Origin of the sequence: Nocardia arizonensis, from assembly GCF_001310275.1 — a bacterium.
In the GTDB taxonomy this organism is placed as follows: Bacteria; Actinomycetota; Actinomycetes; order Mycobacteriales; family Mycobacteriaceae; genus Nocardia; species Nocardia arizonensis.
In genome coordinates this window covers 142,945-166,595 of the sequence record NZ_LGYZ01000057.1, presented here as the reverse complement: position 1 = coordinate 166,595, position 23,651 = coordinate 142,945, and the positions used below count along the sequence as shown (strand labels likewise).

The 23,651-nt window shown below is 71.0% G+C and carries 9 protein-coding genes; 1 reads left to right on the top strand and 8 read right to left on the bottom strand.

Features of this window, described 5'->3' with window-relative positions; translation table 11 throughout:
* Window positions 1-56 precede the first annotated feature (56 nt).
* The 7 genes from APZ21_RS11020 to APZ21_RS10990 form a co-directional block, all read right to left on the bottom strand.
* Window positions 57-1,052 (bottom strand): ATP-binding cassette domain-containing protein, encoded by a 996-nt coding sequence (locus tag APZ21_RS11020; protein WP_054813152.1) that lies wholly within the window; start codon window positions 1,050-1,052, stop codon window positions 57-59.
* Window positions 1,049-1,273: a hypothetical protein gene (locus tag APZ21_RS11015; RefSeq protein ID WP_054813151.1), complete on the bottom strand. Its 225-nt coding sequence runs from the start codon at window positions 1,271-1,273 to the stop codon at window positions 1,049-1,051. The genes APZ21_RS11020 and APZ21_RS11015 overlap by 4 nt, the downstream gene beginning before the upstream one ends.
* Window positions 1,270-14,970: a non-ribosomal peptide synthetase gene (locus tag APZ21_RS11010; RefSeq protein ID WP_082393004.1), complete on the bottom strand. Its 13,701-nt coding sequence runs from the start codon at window positions 14,968-14,970 to the stop codon at window positions 1,270-1,272. The genes APZ21_RS11015 and APZ21_RS11010 overlap by 4 nt, the downstream gene beginning before the upstream one ends.
* 366 nt (window positions 14,971-15,336) lie before the next feature.
* On the bottom strand, window positions 15,337-16,944 hold the full coding sequence (gene lnt, locus APZ21_RS11005) for an apolipoprotein N-acyltransferase (protein ID WP_054813149.1): 1,608 nt from the start codon (window positions 16,942-16,944) through the stop codon (window positions 15,337-15,339).
* A complete protein-coding gene (locus APZ21_RS11000) occupies window positions 16,934-18,532 on the bottom strand; it encodes an amidohydrolase (protein WP_054813148.1) in 1,599 nt (532 codons plus the stop codon). The genes lnt and APZ21_RS11000 overlap by 11 nt, the downstream gene beginning before the upstream one ends.
* Window positions 18,533-18,599: 67 nt before the next feature.
* Window positions 18,600-19,082: an FxsA family protein gene (locus APZ21_RS10995; protein WP_054813147.1), complete on the bottom strand. Its 483-nt coding sequence runs from the start codon at window positions 19,080-19,082 to the stop codon at window positions 18,600-18,602.
* Between the two features lie 83 nt (window positions 19,083-19,165).
* Complete coding sequence (locus APZ21_RS10990; RefSeq protein ID WP_054813206.1) at window positions 19,166-19,825, bottom strand: response regulator; 660 nt, start codon at window positions 19,823-19,825, stop codon at window positions 19,166-19,168.
* 195 nt (window positions 19,826-20,020) lie between these two features.
* Here APZ21_RS10990 and APZ21_RS10985 point away from each other — a divergent pair, with 195 nt between their 5' ends.
* Window positions 20,021-22,459 carry a DUF4132 domain-containing protein gene (locus APZ21_RS10985; RefSeq protein ID WP_054813146.1) on the top strand — a complete coding sequence of 813 codons (2,439 nt, stop codon included), beginning with the start codon at window positions 20,021-20,023 and terminating at the stop codon, window positions 22,457-22,459.
* Between the two features lie 2 nt (window positions 22,460-22,461).
* Here APZ21_RS10985 and APZ21_RS10980 read toward each other — a convergent pair whose 3' ends face one another.
* Entirely contained in the window at window positions 22,462-23,637 is a 1,176-nt protein-coding gene (locus APZ21_RS10980) for a sensor histidine kinase (RefSeq protein ID WP_054813145.1), read from the bottom strand.
* Window positions 23,638-23,651 lie beyond the last annotated feature (14 nt).

Genomic DNA, 23,651 nt, shown 5'->3' with positions numbered 1-23,651 from the left:
CGCCGGAGCCGAATCCGACGTCGGGACCTGGTCTTTCGCAACGGTTCCCGCGACGCTCACGACATGATCTCCTCTTGTACGTCATCGGTGGCCGGTTCCCGCTCGTCGGTACGGGAGGCGGGTTCGCCGGTGAGGGAAAGGAACACCTCGTCCAGGCTCGGCCGGTGGACATCGGCGTCGATGACGCAGACGCCCGCGTCGTCGAGTCGCCGCAGGGCCTCGACCATCGTGCGCGACCCGTCGCCCACGACCACCGAGACCTCGTCGGTGCCCGGTTCGTGGCGGGGTTCGCCGATGCCGACCTGCGCGAGCACGCGTTCGGCGGGCGCGGGTCGCTGTCCGGCGGCGAGGGTCACGGTGAGCCGGTCGCCACCGATGGAGGTCTTCAACTCGTCCGACGAGCCGCGGGCGATGACCCGGCCGCGGTCGATCACGGTGATGCGATCCGCGAGCAGATCGGCCTCCTCCAGATATTGGGTGGTCAACAGCACGGTCGTGCCGTCGTCCACGAGATCGCCGATGACCCGCCACATGTCGAGCCGCCCGCGCGGGTCCAGACCGGTGGTCGGCTCGTCCAGCACGACCACCGCGGGCCGCGCGACGAGTGCGCCCGCCAGGTCGAGCCGGCGTGCCATACCGCCGGAGTAGGTGCCCGCGCGCCGATGCGCGGCGTATTCCAGGCCGAGCGCCGCGAGCAGTTCCTCCGCCCGCGCCCCCGCCCGGCGGTGCGACATCCCGTACAGCCGGGCGACCATGCGCAGATTCTCGAATCCCGTCAGGTTCCCGTCCACCGCGGCGTACTGACCCGACAGACCGATCCGTGTCCGCGCGGCCGCCGGGTCGCGCAGTACGTCGACGCCCGCGACCCGCACCGACCCCGCGCACGGGCGCAGCAGCGTGGTGACGATGCGCACGGTCGTGGTCTTGCCCGCGCCGTTGGGACCGAGCAGACCCATGACGGTGCCCGCCGGGATACGGAGATCGATATCGTCGAGAACTCTGACCTTGCCGTAGTTCTTGACCAATCCGAGGACTTCCACGGCGAAACTCATCGGCTCACCTCGCTGTCGGCGACTGCGGTGCGCGGCGCCGGCGGACGCGCACCGCCACGCAGCCGGGTATTGCGCGCCAGGGCGGCGAAGTCGTAGAGCGCGGGACCGTGCGGGAGCGGGCGCTCGACGGTCGGCGTCACGGCATCGGCGTGGTGCGGGGACGGGGCCATCTCGGTGAGATCGCACCCGGGGTCGGCGGTCGATCGCTCGCGGCGAGTCACTCGGCATCCTCCTCGGCGTTTCCGCTCACTGCGTCGAGATGCCGGTGGAGCACCGGTCCGATCACGGCCAGCGATTCGGGGGTGGTCATGGCCGCGTGGCGGCACGGGAGCGGATGGTCGTACACGACACCGGTGACATACGGCTCCCACGCCGTCGCCCGGCGGGCCGGATCGGCCCGGTTGATCTCGTCTTCGGCCGCGCTGAAGAACACCACGTCGCCCACGAAGGTGCGCGGGCGGAAACCGTGCGCCAGCACGGTGCCGTTGGCATAGCCCTCGTACAGGCGTTCCAGGTGGTCGACGGTGAGGGCGGCGAACGGCCCCGGACGCGAGCCGATCAGGTCGGCGGCCTCGCGCAGGGTCAGGTCCGCGGGCAGGTCGACCTCGACGCCGTCACCCCCGCCGATCAGGTCGCCGCCGAACTCGGCGACGATCTCCGCGACGCTCGGCATGGCGTGGGCCAGCCATTCGTCGGACAGGCGGTAGCTGTCCAGCATCGACAGCAGCGCCACCTGTTCGCCCGCCTCCTGCAACCGCACCGCGATCTCGTAGGCGAGCAGCCCGCCCAGCGACCAGCCCAGCAGGTGGTACGGCCCGCTCGGCTGCACCGACTTGATGTGCGCGATGTAATCGCGCGCCGCCTCGGCGATCGAGGCGTGCCCGTCGCGTCCGGCGACGTGCGGGGCCTGCAGGCCGTACACCGGGCGTTGCGGTGACAGATGGGCGAGCAACCCGGAGTAGCACCAGGCCAACCCGATCGCGGGGTGCACGCAGAACAGCGGGGGCCGACCCGGATCGGCCATCGGCCGGATCGGCAGCACCGGCGCCAGCGCCGCGGCCATCGCGGCCTCCGGTCCCGCCGCGTCGTCCAGGCGGGCGGCGATGGCCGCGGGGGTGGCCGCGCCGAACATCATCTGCACGGGCACGTCGAGTCCCTCGGCGCGCAACCGCGCGACCACCTTCGTCGCCAGCAGCGAGTTGCCGCCGAGTTCGAAGAAGCCGTCGTCGGCGCCGACCGACTCCACGCCGAGCACCGCGGCGAATGCCGCGCACACCGCGGCCTCGGTGGGTGTGTTCGGCGCTCGGTAACCGAGGGCCGCGGTGAAGACCGGTTCCGGCAGCGCCGCGCGGTCGAGTTTGCCGACCGGGTTCAGCGGCACCCGGTCCAGCACCGTGATCGACTGCGGCACCATGTAATTCGGCACTATCCCGGACAGGTGTTCGAGCAGTCGCTCGGTCGAGGCCGCGGCGCCCGGCCGCAGCTTCACATAGGCCACCAGCGCCGTCGAACCCGACGGTGTCCGATGCCCGACGGTGACGCAGAACTCCACCGCCGGATGCCGTGACAGCGCGGCGTCGATCTCGCCGAGTTCGATGCGGAAGCCGCGAATCTTCACCTGATGGTCGCTGCGGCCGACATATTCGATCTCGCGGGCCACCGGCACCGGAACCCGCGGCGCCGGGTCGGCACTCGCCTCGACGCGGTCGACGAACCAGCGGACGAGGTCGCCGGTGCGGTACATGCGCTGTCCGGGTTTGCCGTACGGGTCGGCGACGAAGCGTTGCGCGGTCAAGCCCGGCCGGTTCAGGTAGCCGCGGGCGAGCACGTCACCGGTCAGGTGCAGTTCACCGGTGACTCCGACCGGGCTGGGATGCAGCCGCGCGTCGAGGATGGCCGCGCCGACCCCGCGGATGGGCGCACCGATGGTGATCGGATCGCCGGGCGACAGCGGCTGGCTGATCACCGTGACGATCGTGGTCTCGGTCGGACCGTAGACGTTGTAGAGATCGCGTCCCGGGCCCCAGCGGGTCACCAGATCCGGTGGCAGCGCCTCGCCGCCGACGAGAACCTTTGCCAGTTCGGTGACCCCCGTGGGGTCCACGGTGCCAAGTGCCGATGTGGTGATGAATGCGTGGGTGATGCGCTCCTCGATGAGGACCCGCGCCAGTTCCTCGCCGCCGACCACGCCCGCCGGGGTGATCACCAGCGATGCCGCACCGCCGAGGGCGAGCAACAGATCGAGCATGGCCGCGTCGAAGCTCGGCGTCGCGAAATGCAGCACCCGGCTGCCCGGGCCGACGTCGAAACGCCGCGCGGTCTCAGCGGCGAAATTGGACAGGCCGCCGTGGGTGACCACGACGCCCTTGGGTGTGCCGGTCGAGCCCGAGGTGTAGATGACGTAGGCCGGGTTGTCCACGCGCAGTTCGGCTCTGCGCTCCGCGTGCGCGATCGGGGCATCCGAGGAGGCCAGGACCCTGGCGCGGAAATCGTCGTCGTCGAGCACGATCCACTCGACACCGCCCGGTAGGTCGCCGCGATAGTCGGCCAGGGTGATCCCGAGTGCCGCGGCCGAATCGGTGAGCATGTGCTCGATGCGGTTCGCCGGGTACAGCGGGTCGACCGGGAGGAAGGCCGCGCCCGCCTTTGCCACCGCCAGCACCGAGGCCACCGACTCCACCGATCGCGGAATTCCCAGCGCCACCAGGGTTTCCGGGCCGACGCCGAGTCCGATGAGTACCCGGGCCAGGCGGTTGGTCCACCGGTCGAGCGCGTCGTAGGTGATTTGGGTGTCGTCGGCGCGCAAGGCCACCGCGTGCCGGTCGATCCGCGCCGCGGCCTCGAACACCTCGGGCAGGGTGACCGGAGGATCGGCCTCGGGACCGCACACCGCGGCCAGACCGGACCATTCGTCCGGGTCCAGCAGTTCCAGATCGCCGATGGCCGCGGTCGGGTTGGCGGCCACCGCCGTGAGCAGCCGGACCAGTCGGTGTCCGAGCCGGGCTGCGCTCGCCTCGTCGAACAGGTCGCGGGCGTAGTTCACCGACACTGTGATGCCGTTCGGCTCGCGCCGCGGCCCCTCGGTCCGCGTCTCGGTGAGGGTGAACTGGAGATCGAATTTAGCGATACCGGTGTCGATATCGATGGCCTCGATCCGCAGTCCGGGCAGTTCCAGCGCACGCACCGGCTCGTTCCGCACCGACAGCATCACCTGGAACAGCGGGTGGTGCGACCGCGACCGCACCGGATCGAGCACCTCGACGAGTCGTTCGAACGGCAGGTCGGCGTGGGCGAGGGCATCGAGATCGCGATCGCGCACGGTGCGCAGCAATTCGGTGAACGGCACGCCGGGGCGCACCGGTGTGCGCAGTACCAGCGTGTTGACGAACATGCCGATCATGCGGTCCAGCGCGGCGTCGCCGCGACCGGCGACCGGTGTGCCGACCGCGATGTCCTCGCCACCGGTCATGCGGTGCAGCAGTACGGCGAGCGCGGTGTGCAGCACCATGAACACGGTGACGCCGTTGGCCGCCGCGAGGGCGTGCAGTTCCCGGTGGGTTTGCGCGTCGATCGCGCAGTGCGCCAGACCGCCCGCGTAGGACGGGACGGGCGGACGCGGCCGATCCGCGGGCAGGCTGAGCAGTTCCGGCATTCCCGACAGGGTTTCGCGCCAGTAGTCCAGTTGAGCGCGGATCACCGAATCGGGGTCGTCCTCGGAGCCGAGCACCTCGCGCTGCCACAGTGTGTAGTCCGCATACTGGATCTGCGGGATCGGGGTATGCGCCGACCCGCCCGCACGGTACGCCTCGGCGAAATCGAGTGCGAGCGGTTCGAGCGACCAACCGTCCATCGCGATGTGGTGCACGACGAGCACCAGCACGTGCTCCCCCGCCGCCGCGTCCGCCAGGTCACCCACGGTGACGAGGGCGGCTCGAATCGGCACGGATCGGGCGAGATCGAAACCGGGAGAGGCGAACTCGCGCACCACGCCCGCGACCCGGTCGGTTGGTACGGTCACGCGGTACGGTGTGATCGCCGCCGCATCGGGGTCGAGCACCCGCTGCACGGGCGCGCCGTCGACCTCGGGGAAGACCGTGCGCAGCGTCTCGTGGCGGCGCTGCACCGCGTGCAACGCCTCGACCAGCGCGCGCTCGTCGAGCTGCCCGCGCAGCCGCAGGACGACCGGGATGTTGTAGGCGCCCGCCGCGAGATCGGACCCCGCCGCCGCACCCGAGACATCGTTGAACCGATGCAGGAACCACAGCCGCCGCTGTGCCGCCGACAGCGGAATCCGCTCCGGTCGTTCGCGGCGCACCAGGGCGGGCCGGTCGGTCGTCACGGGGGCGGTGGAATCCAGCAGGGCGGCCAGCTCGGCGGCGGTGGGCGCGGTGAACACGCTGCGCACCTGGAGTTCGACACCGGTCGCCGCCGTAAGCCGCGCCACGAGCCGGGTGGCGAGCAGTGAGTTGCCGCCGATGTCGAAGAAGTCGTCCTCGGCGCTCACCGCGACCGCGTCGACCACCTCGGCCATGACCCCGGCGACCAGTCGTTCGGTCTCGGTCTCGGGCATTCGCGCCTCGACCGCCCGCGGCAGTTCGGGTTCGGGCAGCGCGGCGACATCGAGTTTGCCGACGGGGGTGAGCGGAATGCGGTCGAGAACGGTGATCGCCGCCGGAACCATGTGCACCGGAAGCTGTCGGGCGACGTGGGAGCGCACGGCCGCGACATCGACCCCGGCCCGCTCGTCGGCGGGCTGGACGAAGGAGACGATGCGGTCCACGCCCGCGACCCGACGCACCTCGGTGTGGGCGAAGCGCACGGCCGGGTGGCCGTCCAGCGCCGCGGTGATCTCGCCGAGTTCGATACGGAAGCCGCGCATCTTGACCTGATGGTCGCCGCGGCCGAGATACACCAGGTGACCGCGGGAGTCCCAGCGCACGACATCGCCCGTGCGGTACATGCGAGCGCCCGCGGGGCCGTAGGGGTCGGCGGGGAAGCGACCCGCGCTCAGCGACGGCCGGTCGAGATAGCCGCGCGCCAGTCCCCCGCCGCCGAGGTACAGCTCACCGGGCACGCCGACGGGTACCGGACGCAGCCGTTCGTCCAGGACCAGCGCGCGCGCTCCGCGCACCACCGTGCCGATGCCGACGGGGCCGCCGACCGTGACGGGGGCGCCGCTGACGACGACGGTGGTCTCGGTGGGTCCGTAGACGTTGAACATGGCGCGTCCCGGCGCCCAGCGCCCGATCAACTCGGCGCCGAACGCCTCGCCGCCAACCAAGAGGGTGCGCAGCCGTGGCAGCGGCCAGCGATCCCGGTCGATGGTGGCCAGCGCGGCCGGGGTCAGGAAGGTGTGGGTGACCTGTTCGCGGTCGATGAGCGCGGCCAGTTCGTCGCCGCCGAAGACATCCGGCGGGCAGATCACCACGGTCGCGCCGGCGCCGAAGGCCAGCAGCAGATCGAGCAGCGCCCCGTCGAAACTCGGCGTCGAGAAGTGCAGCGTGCGCGACTGGGCCTCGACCGACATCCGCTCGCGGAATTCGTCGGCCAGATTCGACAGACCGGCATGGGTGACGGCGACGCCCTTGGGCTTACCGGTCGAGCCGGAGGTGTAGACGATGTAGGCCAGATTCGCGACGCGCAGGGGACGGCCGCGTTCGGCCTCGGCGACGGCGCGATCGTCGTAACGGGCGAGTTCGGCCGCGAAGCCCGGATCATCGAGCAGCAGCCACGATGTGCCCTGCCCGATCTCCTCGACGGCGGACCGCAGTTCTTCGGCGTGCGCGGCGACGGTGATACCGAGGCGGCAGCCCGCGTCGGTGAGCATGTGCCGGATACGGTCGGCCGGATACTTCGGGTCGACCGGGACGAAGGCCGCACCGGACTTGGCGACCGCGAACATGGTCACCACCGAGTCCACCGACCGCGTCAGCCCGAGCGCCACCCGCGCCTCGGCGCCGAGTCCGTGCGCCATCAGCGCACGTGCCAACCGGTTCGAGCGCCGTTCGAGCTCCGCGTAGGTCAGCGACTCGCCGCCCGGGCCCGCGTAGACCAGTGCGGTGTGGTCGGCGTGCCGTCGCGCGATATCGGTGACCATCGCGCCGAGCGTGCGCGGCGGTGCCGCCGGTCCGCCGCGGGCCGGGGTCAGCGTGCGGCGTTCGCGGTCGGTCCTTGCATCGATGTCGCGGATCGCCACCCGCGGGTTGGCGGTGATCGCGGACAGCACCCGCAGCAGGCGATAACCGAACGTCTCGACCGTCGCGGCGTCGAAGAGTTCTGCGGCGTAGACGAATTCGAAGGCGAGACCGGGATCGTCGGGGTCGGCGGAATCGGTGACACGCAGTTCGAGATCGAATTTCGCCAGGGCGATATCCAATTCCTCGGCGCGCAGGGCGAGCCCGGGCAGCCGCAGGGCGGGCGAGCGTCCCTCCTCGACGGTCAGCGCCACCTGCAACAGCGGCGGCCGGTCGGCGCCGCGCGTGTGACGGCCGAGTTCCTCCACGACCCGCTCGAACGGCAGGTCGGCGTGCGCGAGCGCGGCGAGTTCGGTGTCGCGGTCGGCGCGCAGCAGCGCGACGAACGAGCTGTCGGGATCGACGTCGGAGCGCAGCACCAGCGTATTGACGAACATGCCGACGAGTTCGTCGAGCCGGGTGTCGGAGCGCCCCGCGACCGGTGTGCCGATCACGATGTCGCGTCCGCCGGTGACCACGCGCAGCAGCACCGCCAGCGCCGAATGCAGCACCATGAACAGGCTCGCCCCGTGTTCGGAGGCGAGTTCGAGCAGACCGCCGCGGATGTCGTCGGGCACGGCGACCCGGGTCGAGTGCGCCGCGTGGGTGGGCTGCGCGGTGCGCGGGCGGTCGTAGGGCAGCGGCAATTCCTCGGGCACATCGGCCAATGCCGTTCGCCAGAAGGCCAATTGGACGGCGGCCAGGCTCTCGGGATCGGACTCCTCGCCCAGGCAGGCGCGCTGCCACAGGGCGAAGTCCACGTACTGCACCGGCAGCGGCGCCCACACCGGGGCCTTGTCTTCCCGACGCGCGGCGTAGGCCACCGCGAGGTCACGGGTCAGCGGGCCGAGTGACCAGCCGTCGGCGGCGATGTGGTGAACCACGACACCGAGCACATGCCGTTCGGTATCGGTGCGCAGCAACGATATTCGCAGCGGAGCGGTGCGGCCGAGGTCGAAGCCGCGGCGCGCGAGGGCGCGCAGCGCGCGCAGTCCGCCCGCCTCGTCGGTCTCGATCACGGTGAGACCGGGCATGGCCTGCGCGGTGGGCAGCACGACCTGCCGCGGACCCTCGACATCCTCGGGGTAGACGGTGCGCAGCGCCTCGTGGCGTTCGACCACATCGGTCAGCGCGGCGGCGAGTGCGTCGAAATCCAGGTCGCCGTCGATGCGAATCGCGAAAGCGATGTTGTAGGCACTCGATTCGGGTGAAAATCGATTCAGGAACCACAATCGTTGCTGCGGCAGCGACAGGGGGAGCCGCCCCGGGCGCGGGGTGTGTACCGCCAGCGCCACCCGGTGCGCCCGGGGCGCTTCCACGATCCGCTCGGCGACCCCGGCCACGGTGGGCGCCTCGAATATCTCCCGCACCGGCAGATCGGCGCCGAATTCGGCGTGCAGCGCGGCCACCAGGCGAGTGGCAAGCAGCGAATTGCCACCGAGGTCGAAGAAGCTGTCCTCGACGCCGGCCACCGGACGCCCGAGCACCTGTCCGAAGACCGTGGCAACCCGCGCCTCGGTCTCCGAACTCGGTGCGCGCGAGGGGGTATTGGCGGCGAACACCGGTTCCGGCAGCGCCTTGCGATCGAGTTTGCCCGAGGGGGTGACCGGCATCCGCTCCAGCACGGTGATGGCGGCGGGCACCATGTAGCTGGGCAGGCGTCTTCGTGCGGCGTCGGTGATCGCGGCCGGATCCAGATCGTGGTCGCCGGTGAGATAGGCGGCCAGGCGCGGCTGTCCGTGTTCGTCGGTATGCACCACCGTCAAGGCGAAACTCACCCCGGGATGGGCCCGCAGGACGTGATCGATCTCGTTGAGTTCGATGCGGAAGCCGCGGATCTTGACCTGGTCGTCGGCGCGGCCGAGGAAGCGCAACCCGTGCGTGCGGTCGAGCACCACCAGGTCGCCGGTGCGGTACATGCGTTCGCCGCGTCTGCCGTGCGGATTCGCCGGGAAGCGCTGCGCTGTCATGGCGTGTCTGCCCAGATAGCCGCGGGCGATACCGGGTCCGGACAGGTACAGCTCGCCCGGGGTGCCGGGCGGAACCGGATTCAGCCGCGCGTCCAGGATGAACAGCCGCATACCGCGCACCGGAACTCCGAGCGGCACCGGATGTCCCGCCCGCATGGGATGGGAGGCGGTCGCGGCGACCGTGGCCTCGGACGGGCCGTACATATTGTGGATACGGTGGCGCACCGACCAGGTCCGCACCAGTTCGGGCGAGCACGCCTCGCCGCCGACGATGACCGTCCTGAGGTGATCCAGCCCCACGTCGGGCACCGTGGCCAGCGCGGCGGGGGTGATGAAGGCGTGGGTGATGCGCTCCTCACGCAGGATCCGCGCGAGTTCCGCACCGCCGTAGACGCCCGCGGGCACCACGACCATGGTCGCGCCCGCGGCGAAGCCGAGCAGCATCTCCAGCACCGAGGCGTCGAAGCTCGGGGACGAGAAGTGCAGTGTGCGTGCGGAATCGGTGACGCCGAACAGGTAGGTCTGCTCGTGCGCGAGCGAGATCAATCCCCCGTTGGTCACCACGACGGCCTTGGGTTTGCCCGTCGACCCTGAGGTGTAGATCAGATAGGCCGGGTGGGCGATGCGCAGCGGATGGTGGCGTTCGGCGTCGGTCACCGGTTCGGTACCGCATTCGGCGAGTTCGTCGGCCAGTTCCCGCGAGCCGAGGACCAGCCAATCCACATAGGACTTGCGATGTCGGCCCTGGGTGACGGGCCAGGCGGGCATGGCGGGCAGGCAGTCGGGCACGGTGAGTCCGAGCAGGGCGCCGGAGTCGGCGATCATATGGCCGATGCGTTCGGCCGGATAGCCCGGATCGACCGGCACGTAGGCCGCGCCGGACTTGGCCACGGCCCACAGGGCGAGGATCGAGTCGAAGCTGCGCGGCAGTGCCACCGCCACCACGACCTCCGGTCCGGCGCCGTGCTCGATCAGCACCCGGGCCAGCCGGTTGGACTGCTCGTCGAGTTCTCGATAGGTGGTGGCGCGTCCGAGGTAGCGCACCGCGACCGCCTCGGGTGCGCGCTGCGCGGTCTCGGACAGCATGCGGGCCAGGGTGATCGGCGGTTCGGCGGGCGATCCCGCGATCGGGACCAGTTTGCCGGTCTCGCGGGCGTCGAGTATCGCGATATCGCCCACCGGACGCTGCGGCGCGGCGACCGCCGCGTCGAGCACCGCGACGAACCGGCGCGCGAGTCCCTCGATCGTCGGTTCGTCGAAAACGTCTCGGGCGTAGCGGAATTCGGCGTGAAGGGGGCCGCCCTCGACATCGTCGCGCAGTTCGAGCTGTAGATCGAATTTGGCCGGGCCCGCGTCGAGTTCGAGTACCTCGGCGCGCACCGCGGGCAGATCGACGCGCAGGTCCGGCGCGCGATCGTAGGACAGCATCACCTGGAACAGCGGATGCCGAGCGCTCGAGCGCTCGGGATTGACGGCCTCGACCAGTCGCTCGAACGGCACGTCGGCATTGGCGAAGGCGTTGAGATCGGTTTCCCGCACCACGTCGAGCATGCGGTCGAAACCCGCGGCCGGATCGACCTCGATGCGCAGGACCAGCGTATTGACGAACATGCCGACCAGCTCGTCGAGCGCGGGATCGGAGCGGCCCGCGATGGCGGTGCCGATGACGATGTCGGTGGACCCGCACACCCGGGCCAGCAGGGTCGCCAGGGTCGCGTGCAACACCATGAACATGCTTACGCCCTTGGCGGCGGCGAGTTCGGCCGCGGCGCGCCGGATTTCGGCGGAGACGGTGAACCCGACCCGGCCGCCGTCGGTGCCGCGCCGGGCCGGGCGCGGACGATCCAGCGGCAGGTCGAGTTGGTCGGGCAGCCCGGTGAGTTCGGCTCGCCAGTAGGTCAATTGACGGCTGAGCGCACTGGTCGGGTCGGATTCCTCGCCGAGCAGTTCGCGCTGCCACAGCGCGAAATCGGCGTACTGCACCGGCAGCGGCTTCCAGCGCGGCGCCGAACCCGACGCTCGCGCGGTCACCGCGGACATCAGGTCGCGGGCCAGCGGGGCGATGGACCAGCCGTCACCGGCGATGTGGTGCAGCACGACCAGGAAGACGTATTCCTCGGGTCCGGTTCGCCACAGCGCGACCCGGATCGGCGCCTGACTGCGCAGATCGAATCCGTAACCGGCGAATTCGGCGGCCAGGGCGACCGCGTCCGCGCCGTACGCGTCGATCGGCTCGAGGGTGAGCGGGATCTCCGCGGCCGGATGCACCGATTGGCAAGGGCCGTCCGCTGTTTCGGGAAAGGTGGTGCGCAGGCTCTCGTGCCGCTCGATGACGTCGACCAGGCCCGCGCGCAGCGCGTACGGATCCAGCCGTCCCTCGAGCCGCACAGCCAACGGCATGTTGTAGGCGGCGGCGTGTTCGGCGAAGCGGTTGAGGATCCAGAGCCGCTGCTGGGCCAGCGACAGCGGAACGTGGTCCGGACGGGGCATCGGCCGCAATCGCGGGGACGCGGCGTCGGCGCGAAGGCTTACGAAGCGTTCGGCCACCGTCGCGACCGTGCCCGCCTCGAACAGATCGCGGATGGTGAGGCCGGTGGCGAGGGTGGCGTTGATGCGCGCGACCGCGCGCGCCGCCACCAGCGAATTGCCGCCGAGGTCGAAGAAGCTGTCGCCGATGCCGATATCGGCGGGGTCGAGATCGAGCACCTCGGCGAAGATGGCGACCAGCGCCCGCTCGACCTCTGTGCGCGGCGCCTCGGCGACGCGCTGCGCGCGCGGGATGCCGGTCGGAGCGGGCAGCGCCTTACGGTCGATCTTGCCGTTGGAGTTGAACGGCAGTTCGTCGAGTTCGACCAGGGCGGTGGGGACCATGTAGCCGGGCAGGGTCGCGCGCAGCGCGTTCAGGAGTGCGGCGGTGTCGAGTCGTGCGGCGGCGTCGGGGACACGGGTCGGCACCACGTAGGCCACCAGTTCGTCGCCCTTGCGGCCCGCGTGCGCGACGCAGACCGCGCGCGCCACGCCGGGATCGGCCAGCAGCGCCGCCTCGATCTCCCCGGGTTCGATGCGCAGACCGCGGATCTTGACCTGGAAATCGGTGCGGCCAAAAAATTCCAGCACGCCGCGCCGGTCCCCGCCGACCTGCCAGCGCGCCAGATCGCCGGTGCGGTACATGCGCGCGCCGGGCACGAACGGGTTGGCGACGAAGCGGTCGGCCGTCAGGTGCGGGCGGCCGAGATAGCCGCGCGCCAATTGCACACCGCCCAGGTACAACTCGCCGACCACGCCGGGCGCCACCGGCCGCAGCCGCGCGTCCAGCACATAGGTTCTGGTGTTCCACACCGGCGAGCCGATAGGCACGGTGACAGGTTCGGGCGGGCACGGCCAGTGGGTGACGTCGACCGCCGCCTCGGTGGGGCCGTACAGATTGTGCAATTCGGTGCCGGGCAACGCGGCGTGGAAATCGCGCACGGTCGCCACCGCCAGCGCCTCACCGCTACAGAACACCCGGCGCAGGCCGGAGCAGGCGCGGGTATCGGCGTCGGTGACGAACACCGACAGCATGGAGGGGACGAAATGCGCGGTGGTGACGCCCCTGTCGGCGATGATGGCGGCCAGGTAGCCGGGATCGCGGTGGCCGTCGTGGTCGGCGATCACGAGTCTGGCGCCGATCTGTAAGGGCCAGAAGAACTCCCACACGGAGACGTCGAAGGTCGCCGGGGTCTTCTGGAGCACCGCGTCGGTGCCGTCGAGCGGATATTCGTGCTGCATCCAGCGCAACCGGTTGACGATGGCGGTGTGGGTGATCCCGACGCCCTTGGGCTCGCCGGTCGAGCCGGAGGTGAACAGCAGGTACGCCAGATTGTCCCCGCGTAACGGCGCGCGGCGATCGGCGTCGGTGACCGGCGCGGCGGCGAACGCGGCGAGGTCGAGGGTGTCCAGTGCCAGCGCGGCGGACCGGGGCGGCACGGTGAGTCCGTCGCGGGCGGCGGTGAGCACGCAGACCGGCCGGGCCTGCGACAGGATGCCATCGATTCGGCCGACCGGATGGTCGGGATCGAGCGGCAGATAGGCGGCACCCGCCTTGACCACCGCGTACATGCCGACCACGAGTTCGACACTGCGCCGCAGATACAGGCCGACCACCCGATCCGGCCCCGCGCCGCGCGCGACGAGCAGCCGCGCGAGTCGGTTGGCCCGCTCGTCGAGTTGGCGATAGGTCAGCGTCTGGTCCTCGAATTCCAACGCGACGGCATCGGGGCAGGCGGCCGCGCGATCGGCGAACAGTCCGGCGAGGGTGCCCGGGTCGACCGGGCGATCGGTGGCGTTCCAGCGATCCAGGACCAGGGCGCGTTCGGCGTCGGTGATGGCCTCGAGGGTCAGCGCCCGGGTCTCGGGCGCGCTGTCGAGGAAGCGTGCCAGGAAATCGATGAAGCGGCTGTGGTGGACGGTGACCTCGGACTCGCTGTAGAGCACCGGATTGGCCTCGAAGTCGACGTGGATGCCCCCGCCCACGCCGTTGTAGAGATTGATCGACAGATCCTCGACCGGTCCGGTGGCGAGCAGGTGCATCGAGCCGACCAGACTGCCGAATTCCAGCTCGTTGTGGAACAGCATGATGTTGACCATCGGGCCGAAGAAGCCGCGCGCGTCGCGGGAGTATCCGCAGTCGCGGCGGATGTCGTCGTGGCGGTAGCGCTGGTGGCGCAGCGCGCCGGTGATACGGAGTTCGGCGCGGCGTACGACATCGGCGACGGTGGTCTCGTCGTCGAACTTGATGCGCAACGGCACCACGTTGGACACCACGCCCGCCGAACGCCGCAGCGCCACGGTGGTGCGCGCGGAGACGGGCAGGCTGAGCACGACATCCATATCGCCGGTCACCGACCGCACGTAGCAGGCCAGCGCCGCCACGAACAGGGTGGAGGCGTGACCGCCCTCGGCGGCGGCCCTGGCGTTCAGCGCGGCCTCGATGGAATCGTCGAGGATTCCGCCGACCAGCCGACGCCCGGATTCGGCGGTCTCGGCGGCCGCGGTCACGCTCGACAGCGACTTCGGTTCCCCCGCCCCGCTGAGCTGTTCCATCCAATAGTCGCGGTCGCCGACGAAACGCCGCGAATCCCGGTAGGCGGATTCGCCCGCGTAGATCTCGGCCAGCGGTTCGGCGCGCGAGACCGACGGCTCGCGGCGGTTCTCCAGCGCGGTGTAGATCTCGGCGGTACGGGTCATGCCGTTCATCGCGGCGTAGCCGTCGAGCAGGATGTGGTGGGCTCGGCCGTACCAGAAATACGACGACTCGCCGGTACGCAGCACCACATTGACGACAAGGGGATCGTGTTCCAGATCGAACGGCGATCCGGCGTGCTCGTACATCCAGCGCAGCGCGGCGGCGCGCGGATCGGCTTCGCCGCGCAGGTCGATTCTCGCCCATGCCGGACGAATCGTCAGGTCGACCACCTGGTGCGGCACACCGTCGATCTCGAGCAGCCGCAGGTGACCGACCTCGGCCTCGACACCGCAACGTTCGACGGCGTAGAGCAGACGACCCTCGTCCAGGTCACCGTGGAATTCGACGTACTGGGCGATGGTCAGTGGCACATCCGGGCGGATCCGCTGGGCATACCAGAGGGCTGTCTGCGCGGGAGAGAGAGCGAAGGGCTGGGGCGAGAACTCGCCTGGAGAGCATTGGTCTACACGATCGGTGGCCAATGAACTCATCGAACACTCCATTCTGCCGCAGTTGACGCAACTCCCCGAGCACCACCACGACCGTGCGCGCGCGCCAGCCGTAGGACCTGATCCACGCCCTATGATTCGGAGCATCTCTCGCGGCGGATGGCCGGCGTTTTAGTTTTGTGTCCCTTCGAACGGCGTTGGCGGAACACCCTTTTCGATGGCAAAGTTCCCGCAAACCGGACAGATTTCCCGAAATTCCGGGAATAAATGCGAATAAGCGCAGGTGGACCCCGGTGAACACCGGCATCCACAACCGCCCGGCGAACCCGCAGGCGTCACCGCGGTCCCACCCCGACGGGGTGAACCCTCATCAATGAACCGACTGTACGGTTGGAAAGAACCGGACCCCTACGACTCCGCGATCGGGGACATCTCCGGCAGGACCACGGGCTCGCCCGTCCGCTCGCGATGCGACCTTCGTCGCCGATAGAGCTCGTAGGCCACCGCGGCGAGGGTCAGGATAACGGACGCGACCTCCGGAGCGCCGCCTATCCGGGTCGCGAGCGTCGTGTCCCGGCGCAGCGGCAACTCCGCGACCGGGGCGGCGGGCACGAACAGCGAAGTCTGCTGACGCACTTCGCCGTCGGCGGTGACGATGGCGCTGACACCCGAGGTCGCGGCCACCACCAGCGCCCGGCCGTGCTCGACCGCCCGCACCCGCGACATGGCCAATTGCTGATAGGTCATCTCGCTGTCGCCGAAGGTCGCGTTGTTGGTCGGCACCGCCAGCAGTTCGGCGCCCGCGCCCATGGAATCGCGGAACGCCCGGTCGAATGCGACCTCGTAGCAGGTCGCCACGCCGATATCGACGCCGGCGGCGTTGACCGCCCCGTCGCCGTGGCCGGGCACGAAGTAGCCCGCGCGGTCGGCGTAGTCGGAGAACAGCCGGAAGAATCCGCGCATCGGCAGGTACTCGCCGAATGGCTGGATGATCTTCTTGTCGTGGCGCTCCCCCGGCCCCTGCGCGCCGTTCCATACCATCACCGAGTTCGTGGTGGTCTTGTCCGCGTTCACCAGCACCGCGCCGACCAGGATCGGCGCACCGACCTTCTCCGAGGCCCGGGTGATCAGCGCGGCGGCGTCCGTATTGCGCAGCGGGTCGATATCGGAGGAGTTCTCCGGCCAGATCACCACATCGGGTCGGCGGAGGCGGCCCTGCGCCACCTCGTCGGCCAATTCCTCGGTGCGCCGGACGTGATTGTCCAGTACCGCGCGGCGCTGGGCGTTGAAATCCAGGCCGAGGCGCGGGACGCTGCCCTGGACCGCGGCGACGACGATCGTCCGGTCGCCGTCGAGTGGTCCGGGCAGCGCCGAACGCAGCAGCAACCCGGCCACCGGAAGGGCGATCACGGCCACCACGGTCGCGACGACCGCGCGCCGGGGCCCGTGAGTCGCGAGCTGTTCGACGAGCGCCGCGGCGAGGGTTCCGGTGAGCGCGACGGCGAACCCGATGAGCACCGGACCGCCGAGCATCGCCATCGGCAGATACCAGCCGTCGGCCTGCCCGAAGGCCACCCGCCCCCAGGGGAAGCCGCCGAAGGGGAAATTCGAGCGGGCCCACTCGGCGGTGACCCAGGCCGACGCCAGCCAGACCGGCCAGGCGGGCAGGCGCGCGAGCAGCCGGCCCAGCACACCGAACAGCCCGATGAACAGGGCGCAGGCGGTGGACAGCGCGATCCACGGGACCGGGCCGACGTAGATGCCGGTCCAGGGCAGTAGGGGCAGGAAGAACGCGAGTCCGGCCAGCGATCCGTAGCCGAAGCCGCCGCGCAGCGATGTGCCGCCGCGCAGGACGAGGGCGAGCACCGCGATGCCGAGCGGGGCGAGGAACCAGTATGGGCGCGGCGGGAAGCTGCCGAACAGCAGCAGACCGGCCAGCACGGCGGCCGCCGAGCGCGCGAGCACGCGACGGCCGGCGAATACCGACTGCCGCACGGCGGGGGGATCAGAGCTCATGGATGACGACTCCGCGGTGGACGGTGCGTAGACAGGTCGGCAGGGGTGCATCGGCGTGCAGCGGCGGCAACCCCGGCACCCGTGAGCGCGGATCGGTCGACCAGCGTCGCACGGCGTCGGACGCCGCGGCGACCACCAGATCGTCGGCATCCCATACCGCATAGGACGCGGGCGCGCCCGGAACCAGCGTGCCCGCGAGTCCGTCGCGCACCCCGCACGCGCGCCATCCGCCCCGGGTGGCGGCGGCGAAGGCGGCGCGGGGCGACAGTCCGCTGCCCGGTGTGCGGTGCTCGACCGCGGCCCGCACCGCCGCCCACGGATTCAGGGGCGTGACCGGGGCGTCGGATCCGATCGCCAGGGCGATGCCCGCGGCGGCCATGGCCCCGAACCGGTTCATCGCCGCGGCGCGCTCGGGGCCGAGCCGGGCGGCGTACATGCCGTCCGCGCCGCCCCACGCCGCGTCGAATCCGGGCTGCACGCTGGCGATGACGCCGAACGCGGCCAGTTTCGCCATCTGCTCGGCGTCGAGCATCTCGGCGTGTTCGACGCGGTGGCCACGCGCGGCGACCGCGGGCGCGCCGAGTTCGTCGGCGGCGCGTTCGAAGCCCGCCACCGCCGCGGCCATGGCGGCGTCGCCGATGACGTGGAACCCGGCCTGGACACCGGCCTCGGTGCAGGCCCGCACATGCGCGGCGATGGCGTCGACGTCGAGGTAGCCGAGTCCGCTGCCCGGATCGTCGGCGTAGGGTTCGCGCAGCCACGCGGTGCGCGAACCGAGCGATCCGTCGACGAACAGGTCACCGGCCAAACCGTCGACCCCGAGTTCCTCGATCAGCGCCCTGGCCTGTTCGGCGCTGCGCACCGCCTCGCCCCAGTAGGCGCGCACCTCGACGCCGTGCGCGAATTCCCGCAGTTCGAGCAGATCTTCGCGACCCGCGATCTCCGGTCCCGCGCATTCGTGCACCGCGACGACGCCTTGGGCGGCCGCGGCGTCGAGAGCGGCGCGGCGGGCCGCGTCGCGGCGGGCGCGGTCGAGCTTCGCCAGCGCCGCGGCCCGGACCAGATGGTGCGCCGCCGCGCGCAGCGGTTCGCCGGGGGTGTAGCCGATCGCCGAGGTGAGCTCGGGCACGTCCGCGAGCAGCGCCGTGGAGGCCACCGCGGAATGCGCGTCCACCCGGGCCAGGTAGACCGGCCGGTCGCGGCCCGCGGCGGCGTCGATCTCCTCGACGGTCGGCGGACGTCGCTCGGGCCAACGCGACTCGTCCCAGCCGTCGCCGAGGACGACACCGCCGGTATCGGCCGCGGCGTAGGCGCGGATCGCGTCCAGGCAGGCCCGCAGGGAGTCCGCTCCCGAGAGGTCGAGCCCGGTCAGCCGCAAGCCGAGCGCGGTGAGGTGCACGTGCGGATCGACGAAACCCGGTGCGACGAACGCACCGTCCAGATCGATGATCTCGGCGTCGGGGTGCAGCGCCCGTCCGGGCTTCTCGGCCCCCAACCAGACCACCATGCCGTCCGTGACCGCCATCGCGGTCGCGTCGGGTGCGCTCGAACTGTAGAAGCGCCCGCCGATCAGCAACTCGGTACTCACGGGTGATCAGTCTGCCGTATCCCGCGCTACCCCGTTCGGTGCGGACCGCCGCGGGGCGGCCGTGCGGTCAGGCGGGCCCGATGGCGCGGCGCGCGTCACCGCGGCCGTCGTCGTACCACTGGCGCACCACCACACCGTCGACCACGTCGTCACCGTCGATGACGATGCCGCGGTAGGGACGCGCGACGGTGAACTTCGCGATCCGCCGGGCCGCGAGCGCGGTCACCACCGGGCGCAGCGGCGCACGGGTGGGCGGCAACAGCAGCAACAGGCCGAACAGGCCCGTGACCAGGCCGGGGATGAACATGAGGAATCCGCCGACGGCGACCAACGCGCCGTCGGCGACGGCGATGCCGGGATCGAGTTGGCCGCGCGCCACCCGGCGGAACTGCTCGAAGACCCGGCGGCCCTGCACCCCGATCATGAGCATGCCCACCGCCGAACTCGCGATGAGCAGCGCGATCGCGGCGACGGCGCCGAGCAGATGACCGACCGCGAACAGCGCGGCGATCTCCACGATCACGTACAGCACGAACAACAGGGCGGGCATGGCGTTCCTTCCGTACGATCTACCCGCTACAACGTCCGGCTGGGCCGATTCGCTCCCGACCGATCCTGATAGCTTGCTGAGGGTCAGCCGCCGGGGCGCACGAGTCCGGTCTCGTAGGCCAGCACGACCGCCTGCACCCGATCCCGCAGCCCGAGTTTGGTCAGCACCCGGCCGACATGGGTCTTGACGGTGGCCTCCGACAGGTAGAGCTGTTCGGCGATCTCGGCGTTGGACCGGCCCGCCGCGATCTGCTCGAGCACCTCGCGTTCCCGTGCGGTCAGCACCTCGAGCGCCCGCGGATCGCGCGTACCGCCCGGATCGTCGGCGATGAGCCGGTCGAGCAGCCGTTTGGTGACCTTGGGCGACACGACCGCGTCGCCCGCGGCCACACTGCGAATGGCCGAGACGAGATCCTCCGGCGGGGTGTCCTTGAGCAGGAATCCGCTCGCGCCCGCGCGCAGCGCGCCCAGCGCGTGCTCGTCCAGGTCGAAGGTGGTCATCACCAGGACCTTCGATCCGGCGTCGGATTCGATGATCCGCGCGGTCGCGGTGACCCCGTCGACCACCGGCATGCGCACGTCCATCAGCACGACATCGGGCCGCAGTTCCCTGGCCCGCGACACCGCCGCGGCCCCGTTGTCCGCCTCGCCGATCACATCGATGTCCGGGTGCGCGCCGAGAACCATCTTCAGTCCCATGCGCATGAGTTCCTGGTCGTCGACGACGAGTACGGAGATCGGCACCGCCACAATCTATCGACATCGCCGCGGGCGTCCCCGGATCGGGTGCGCGCGCGTGCCGGGCGGTGACGGGGTTCGGCTGTGGCGGCGGGATTTTCGCGCACCGGCAACATTGCGCGGCAGGACCCGCTCGCGCGGCGGTGTCGGTCGCCCGCGATATCGTTCTCGGTTGGATCGAATGAACCGCGGGGGGACACGATGTCCGATCGGAAAGCCAATACACGTCTCTATGCCGATGAACGAATGTGGATCGTGCCCGGCCGTTGGTGGCGGCGAACCGAGCCGTGGCGCGGTCGCGCCGGGTATCGGGTCACGGTGGATCACCGCGCCGCGCAACGGGTTCGAGACCTGCTCTACGGTTCGGTCGCCCATCTGCGCGCCGCTCTCGACCATCCCGACTCCGACCCGACCCTCGCCGCGCCGGCGCTGGCCGTGCTGAATTCCGCTGCGGGAGAACCGATCGGCACCGGGGTCGTCGCCGCGTTGGTGCTGCGCCTGCTGCCGCCGCCCGACCGCGACGACGTGGCCGATCTGCTGGTGGCGTGGTACGGGCTCGAATTCGCCGCCGTGGCGACGGTGTGGGCGAGCCGGGTACGGGTCGTGCTGCCCGACGACGCCGCGGGCCGCACCCTCGAGGGCGCGTCGGTCGCGGTCGAGCGCGGTCGCCCCGCCGAGGCGGTGGCGGACCTCGCCCGGCGGCTGCGTGCCCTGCTCGCCGTCGTCTCCGACCGGTCCTACGCGCGCACGATCACCGCGCTGGCGAGCGTGCGCGGCGACGAACCCGCCCGGCGCCTGATCGCCTATCTCGCGCCGAGCGAGCCGGACTGGGTGGCCGAGGCCGTCGCCGATCTCGGCGCCGAACACGATCCGCACTGGTCGGTGACCGTGCTGTTCACCGCGGTCGCGACGGCGGCGCAGGCCGCGCGGGTGGCGGCGGTCGCGGGCGGCGGCGCGCTCGCCACCGACACCCGTGTGCTGTTCAGCCTGGCCGCCCACGTCGGTCCCGACAGCGCGACGCTGATCGCCGAGTGCGCGCGGAACGCGCCGCGCGCGGTTTCGCCGCGCGCGGTGCGGATCCTGGCCTGCTTCCCCACCGACGAGGCATTCGGTCTGCTCATCGATCTGCTGCCCGAGCCGGGGACCCGCGCGGCGCTGCGCGCGGCGGTCACCGCGTTCCCGGAACGGGCCCGCCGGATGCTCACCGTGTCCGCGCGCCGCGCCGACGCGGTCGGCCGCGACTGCGCCCGGCTGCTGGCCGACCATCTCGCCGTCCCGGTGGAGGGACCGCGTGACTTCCGGCCCTGGCTCGATCTCACCGCGCTGCCGGGCGTCGCGCCCGCCGACGCCATGCGCCTGTGCGCGCTGTTCGCCGGACCCGAACACGATTACGTCGAAACGCTGGTCGCCGCCCTGGACGACGCGAATCGGGCGGCCTTCGGATGGGCCCTGTTCGAACGGTGGCGCGCCGCGGGTATGCCCGCCGAGGACGACTGGGTGTGGACGGCGCTGGCCGCCACCGCCGACGACGCGTGCGCGGTGCGGCTCGCCGACCTCGTTCAACCCGCAACCCGGGTCGATTTCGTCCTGTCCGCCGTCGACACCCTGATCAGGATCGGTTCGGAAACCGCTCTGGCGCAACTGATCCGGCTCACCGGCACGCTTCCGCCCGATGCCGCGCGCGCCGCGGCCGAGCGCGGGGTCACCGCCGTCGCCGAACGGCTCGGCCTGACCGCCGACCAGCTCGCCGACCGCCGCGCGCCCACCTGCGGACTCGGTTCCGACGGGGCGCTGCCGCTGCCGGACGGCACCCGCGTACCGCTCATCGTCCCGGCGGGCCCGGCCGTCACCGAATTGCGCTTCCTGCCCCGTCGTGTCCTGGCGCCCGAGGTCGCCGAGCGGGTCGCCGCGGCCGAACGCGAACTCGACGTGGTCGCGGCCCGGCAGGCCGCACGGCTGGAGGCGGCGATGGTGTCGGTGCGCACGTGGACCGCCGGCGAGTATCGCGACGTGGTGCTCGGTCATCCGGTGCTGCGGCATCTGGCCCGGCAGCTGGTGTGGGTCGCGCTCGACGAGTCCGGCGCGGTGCGCCACAGCTTCCGCGTCACCGCCGACGGCGACCTGCGCGACGACCGCGACCGCGGCTCGGCACCGGACGCCGAATACGTCGCGGTGGCGCATCCGCTGCATCTGGGCGACGCACTGCCGTACTGGCGGGAGCGCTTCGCCGAGGACCGCGTACGCCAGCCCTTCGCCCAATTGGACCGCACCGTGCACCGGCTGACCGAGCGCGAGGCGGCGGCGACCTCGCTGGCACGCTTCGCCGATCGCATGGTGGCGACCAGTGCGCTGCTGCGGCTGGAGAATTCGGGCTGGTTTCGCGGCGCGCCCGCCGACGGCGGCATCCAGGATCACCTGTACCGTCCGGTCGGCGCGGACCTCCAGGTGCTCATCGTGCTCGACGACGGTATAGATGTCAGCGATCCGCTGCTCATCCCGGAACAGGTGCTCGCCTCGGTGGAACTCACCGCCGGGCCGCCACGGCACTGGATGCAGCGTTGCGGTGACACCCGTTTCGCCCGGCTCGACCCGATCACCGCCAGCGAGATCCTGCGCGATCTGGAGATACTGGTGACCTGAGATCAGTCGGCGTGTTCGATGCTGAGCGGGATGGTGGCGTGCACGCGCCAGGCGCCGTCGCCGCGCCGCCCGGCCTCGAGCGCACCGCCGAGGACGGCGATGCGCTCGCGCATGCCGACGAGTCCGAGCCCGCTGCCCTTGATGGGGTGCGTCGAAGATCCGTGCACGGGGATTCCGCCGCTGTCGACGACCTCGACGAGGACATCGCCCTCGCGGCGCTGCACCCGCACCCACGCCTTGGGGTGCGCGCCCGCGTGTCGCAGCGTGTTGGTCAGCGATTCCTGGACCACCCGGTGCACGCCGAGGCTGACCTCGGGGGCGATCGTGTCGAGTTCGCCGGTGAGTTCGAGTTCCACGGCCAGTCCGGTGCCGCGCATCATGTCGACGACCTTCGCGAGTCCGGCGGTGCCGTGCTGAGGGACCTGGTCGGGCGCGTGTTCGGTGCGCAACAGCGCGACCGTGCGGCGCAGTTCGCGCAGCGCCTCGCGCCCGGTGCTCGCTATGGTGCGCAATGCCTGTTCGGCGGTGTCCGCATCGCGGCGCACCGCGTACCCCGCGCCGTCGGCCTGCACGATCATCACGCTCACCGCGTGCGCGACCACGTCGTGCAGTTCGCGCGCGATCCGGGTGCGTTCGCGGGCGACCGCTTCGTGGGTGCGCCGCTCCCGGTCGTAGTCGGCCACCGCGAGTCGGGCCGCGACCTCGGCGTCGTAGGCGTGGCGCGCGCCGTTGAATTCCGCCAGCGTCCAACACAGTGCGTAATAGAGCGAGCCGAAGGCAACCGTCGAGAACACCGGCTGATCGAGCAACAGCAGCGCCAGTGCGGCATCGAGGACGAGTCCGATCAGCAGCAGCAGTCCTTCGACTCGGCCCACGTAAGCGACCAGTGTGTAGAGCATGACGCCGAGGGCGAGCAGTGCCGGATGGGTCGCGTCGTCGCCGAGTAGATGGTTCAGCAGTGTCGTGGTGAGCGCGAAGGCCAGCAGCAGCGCGGCCATGACGCGCGGGTAGGCGCGCCGGAAGGCGACCGGGATCGGCAGCAGTCCGCCGACGACCAGGTAGACGACCTTCTGGCTGCTCTCCCCGATTCCGGTGATGTCGAGCAGCAGCAGGCCGAACGCCATGATGGAATCCGCTATGAGCGGCTTGCCGCGAAGCCACAGACTGAACCGGCGCACGCCCCTCAGCCTAG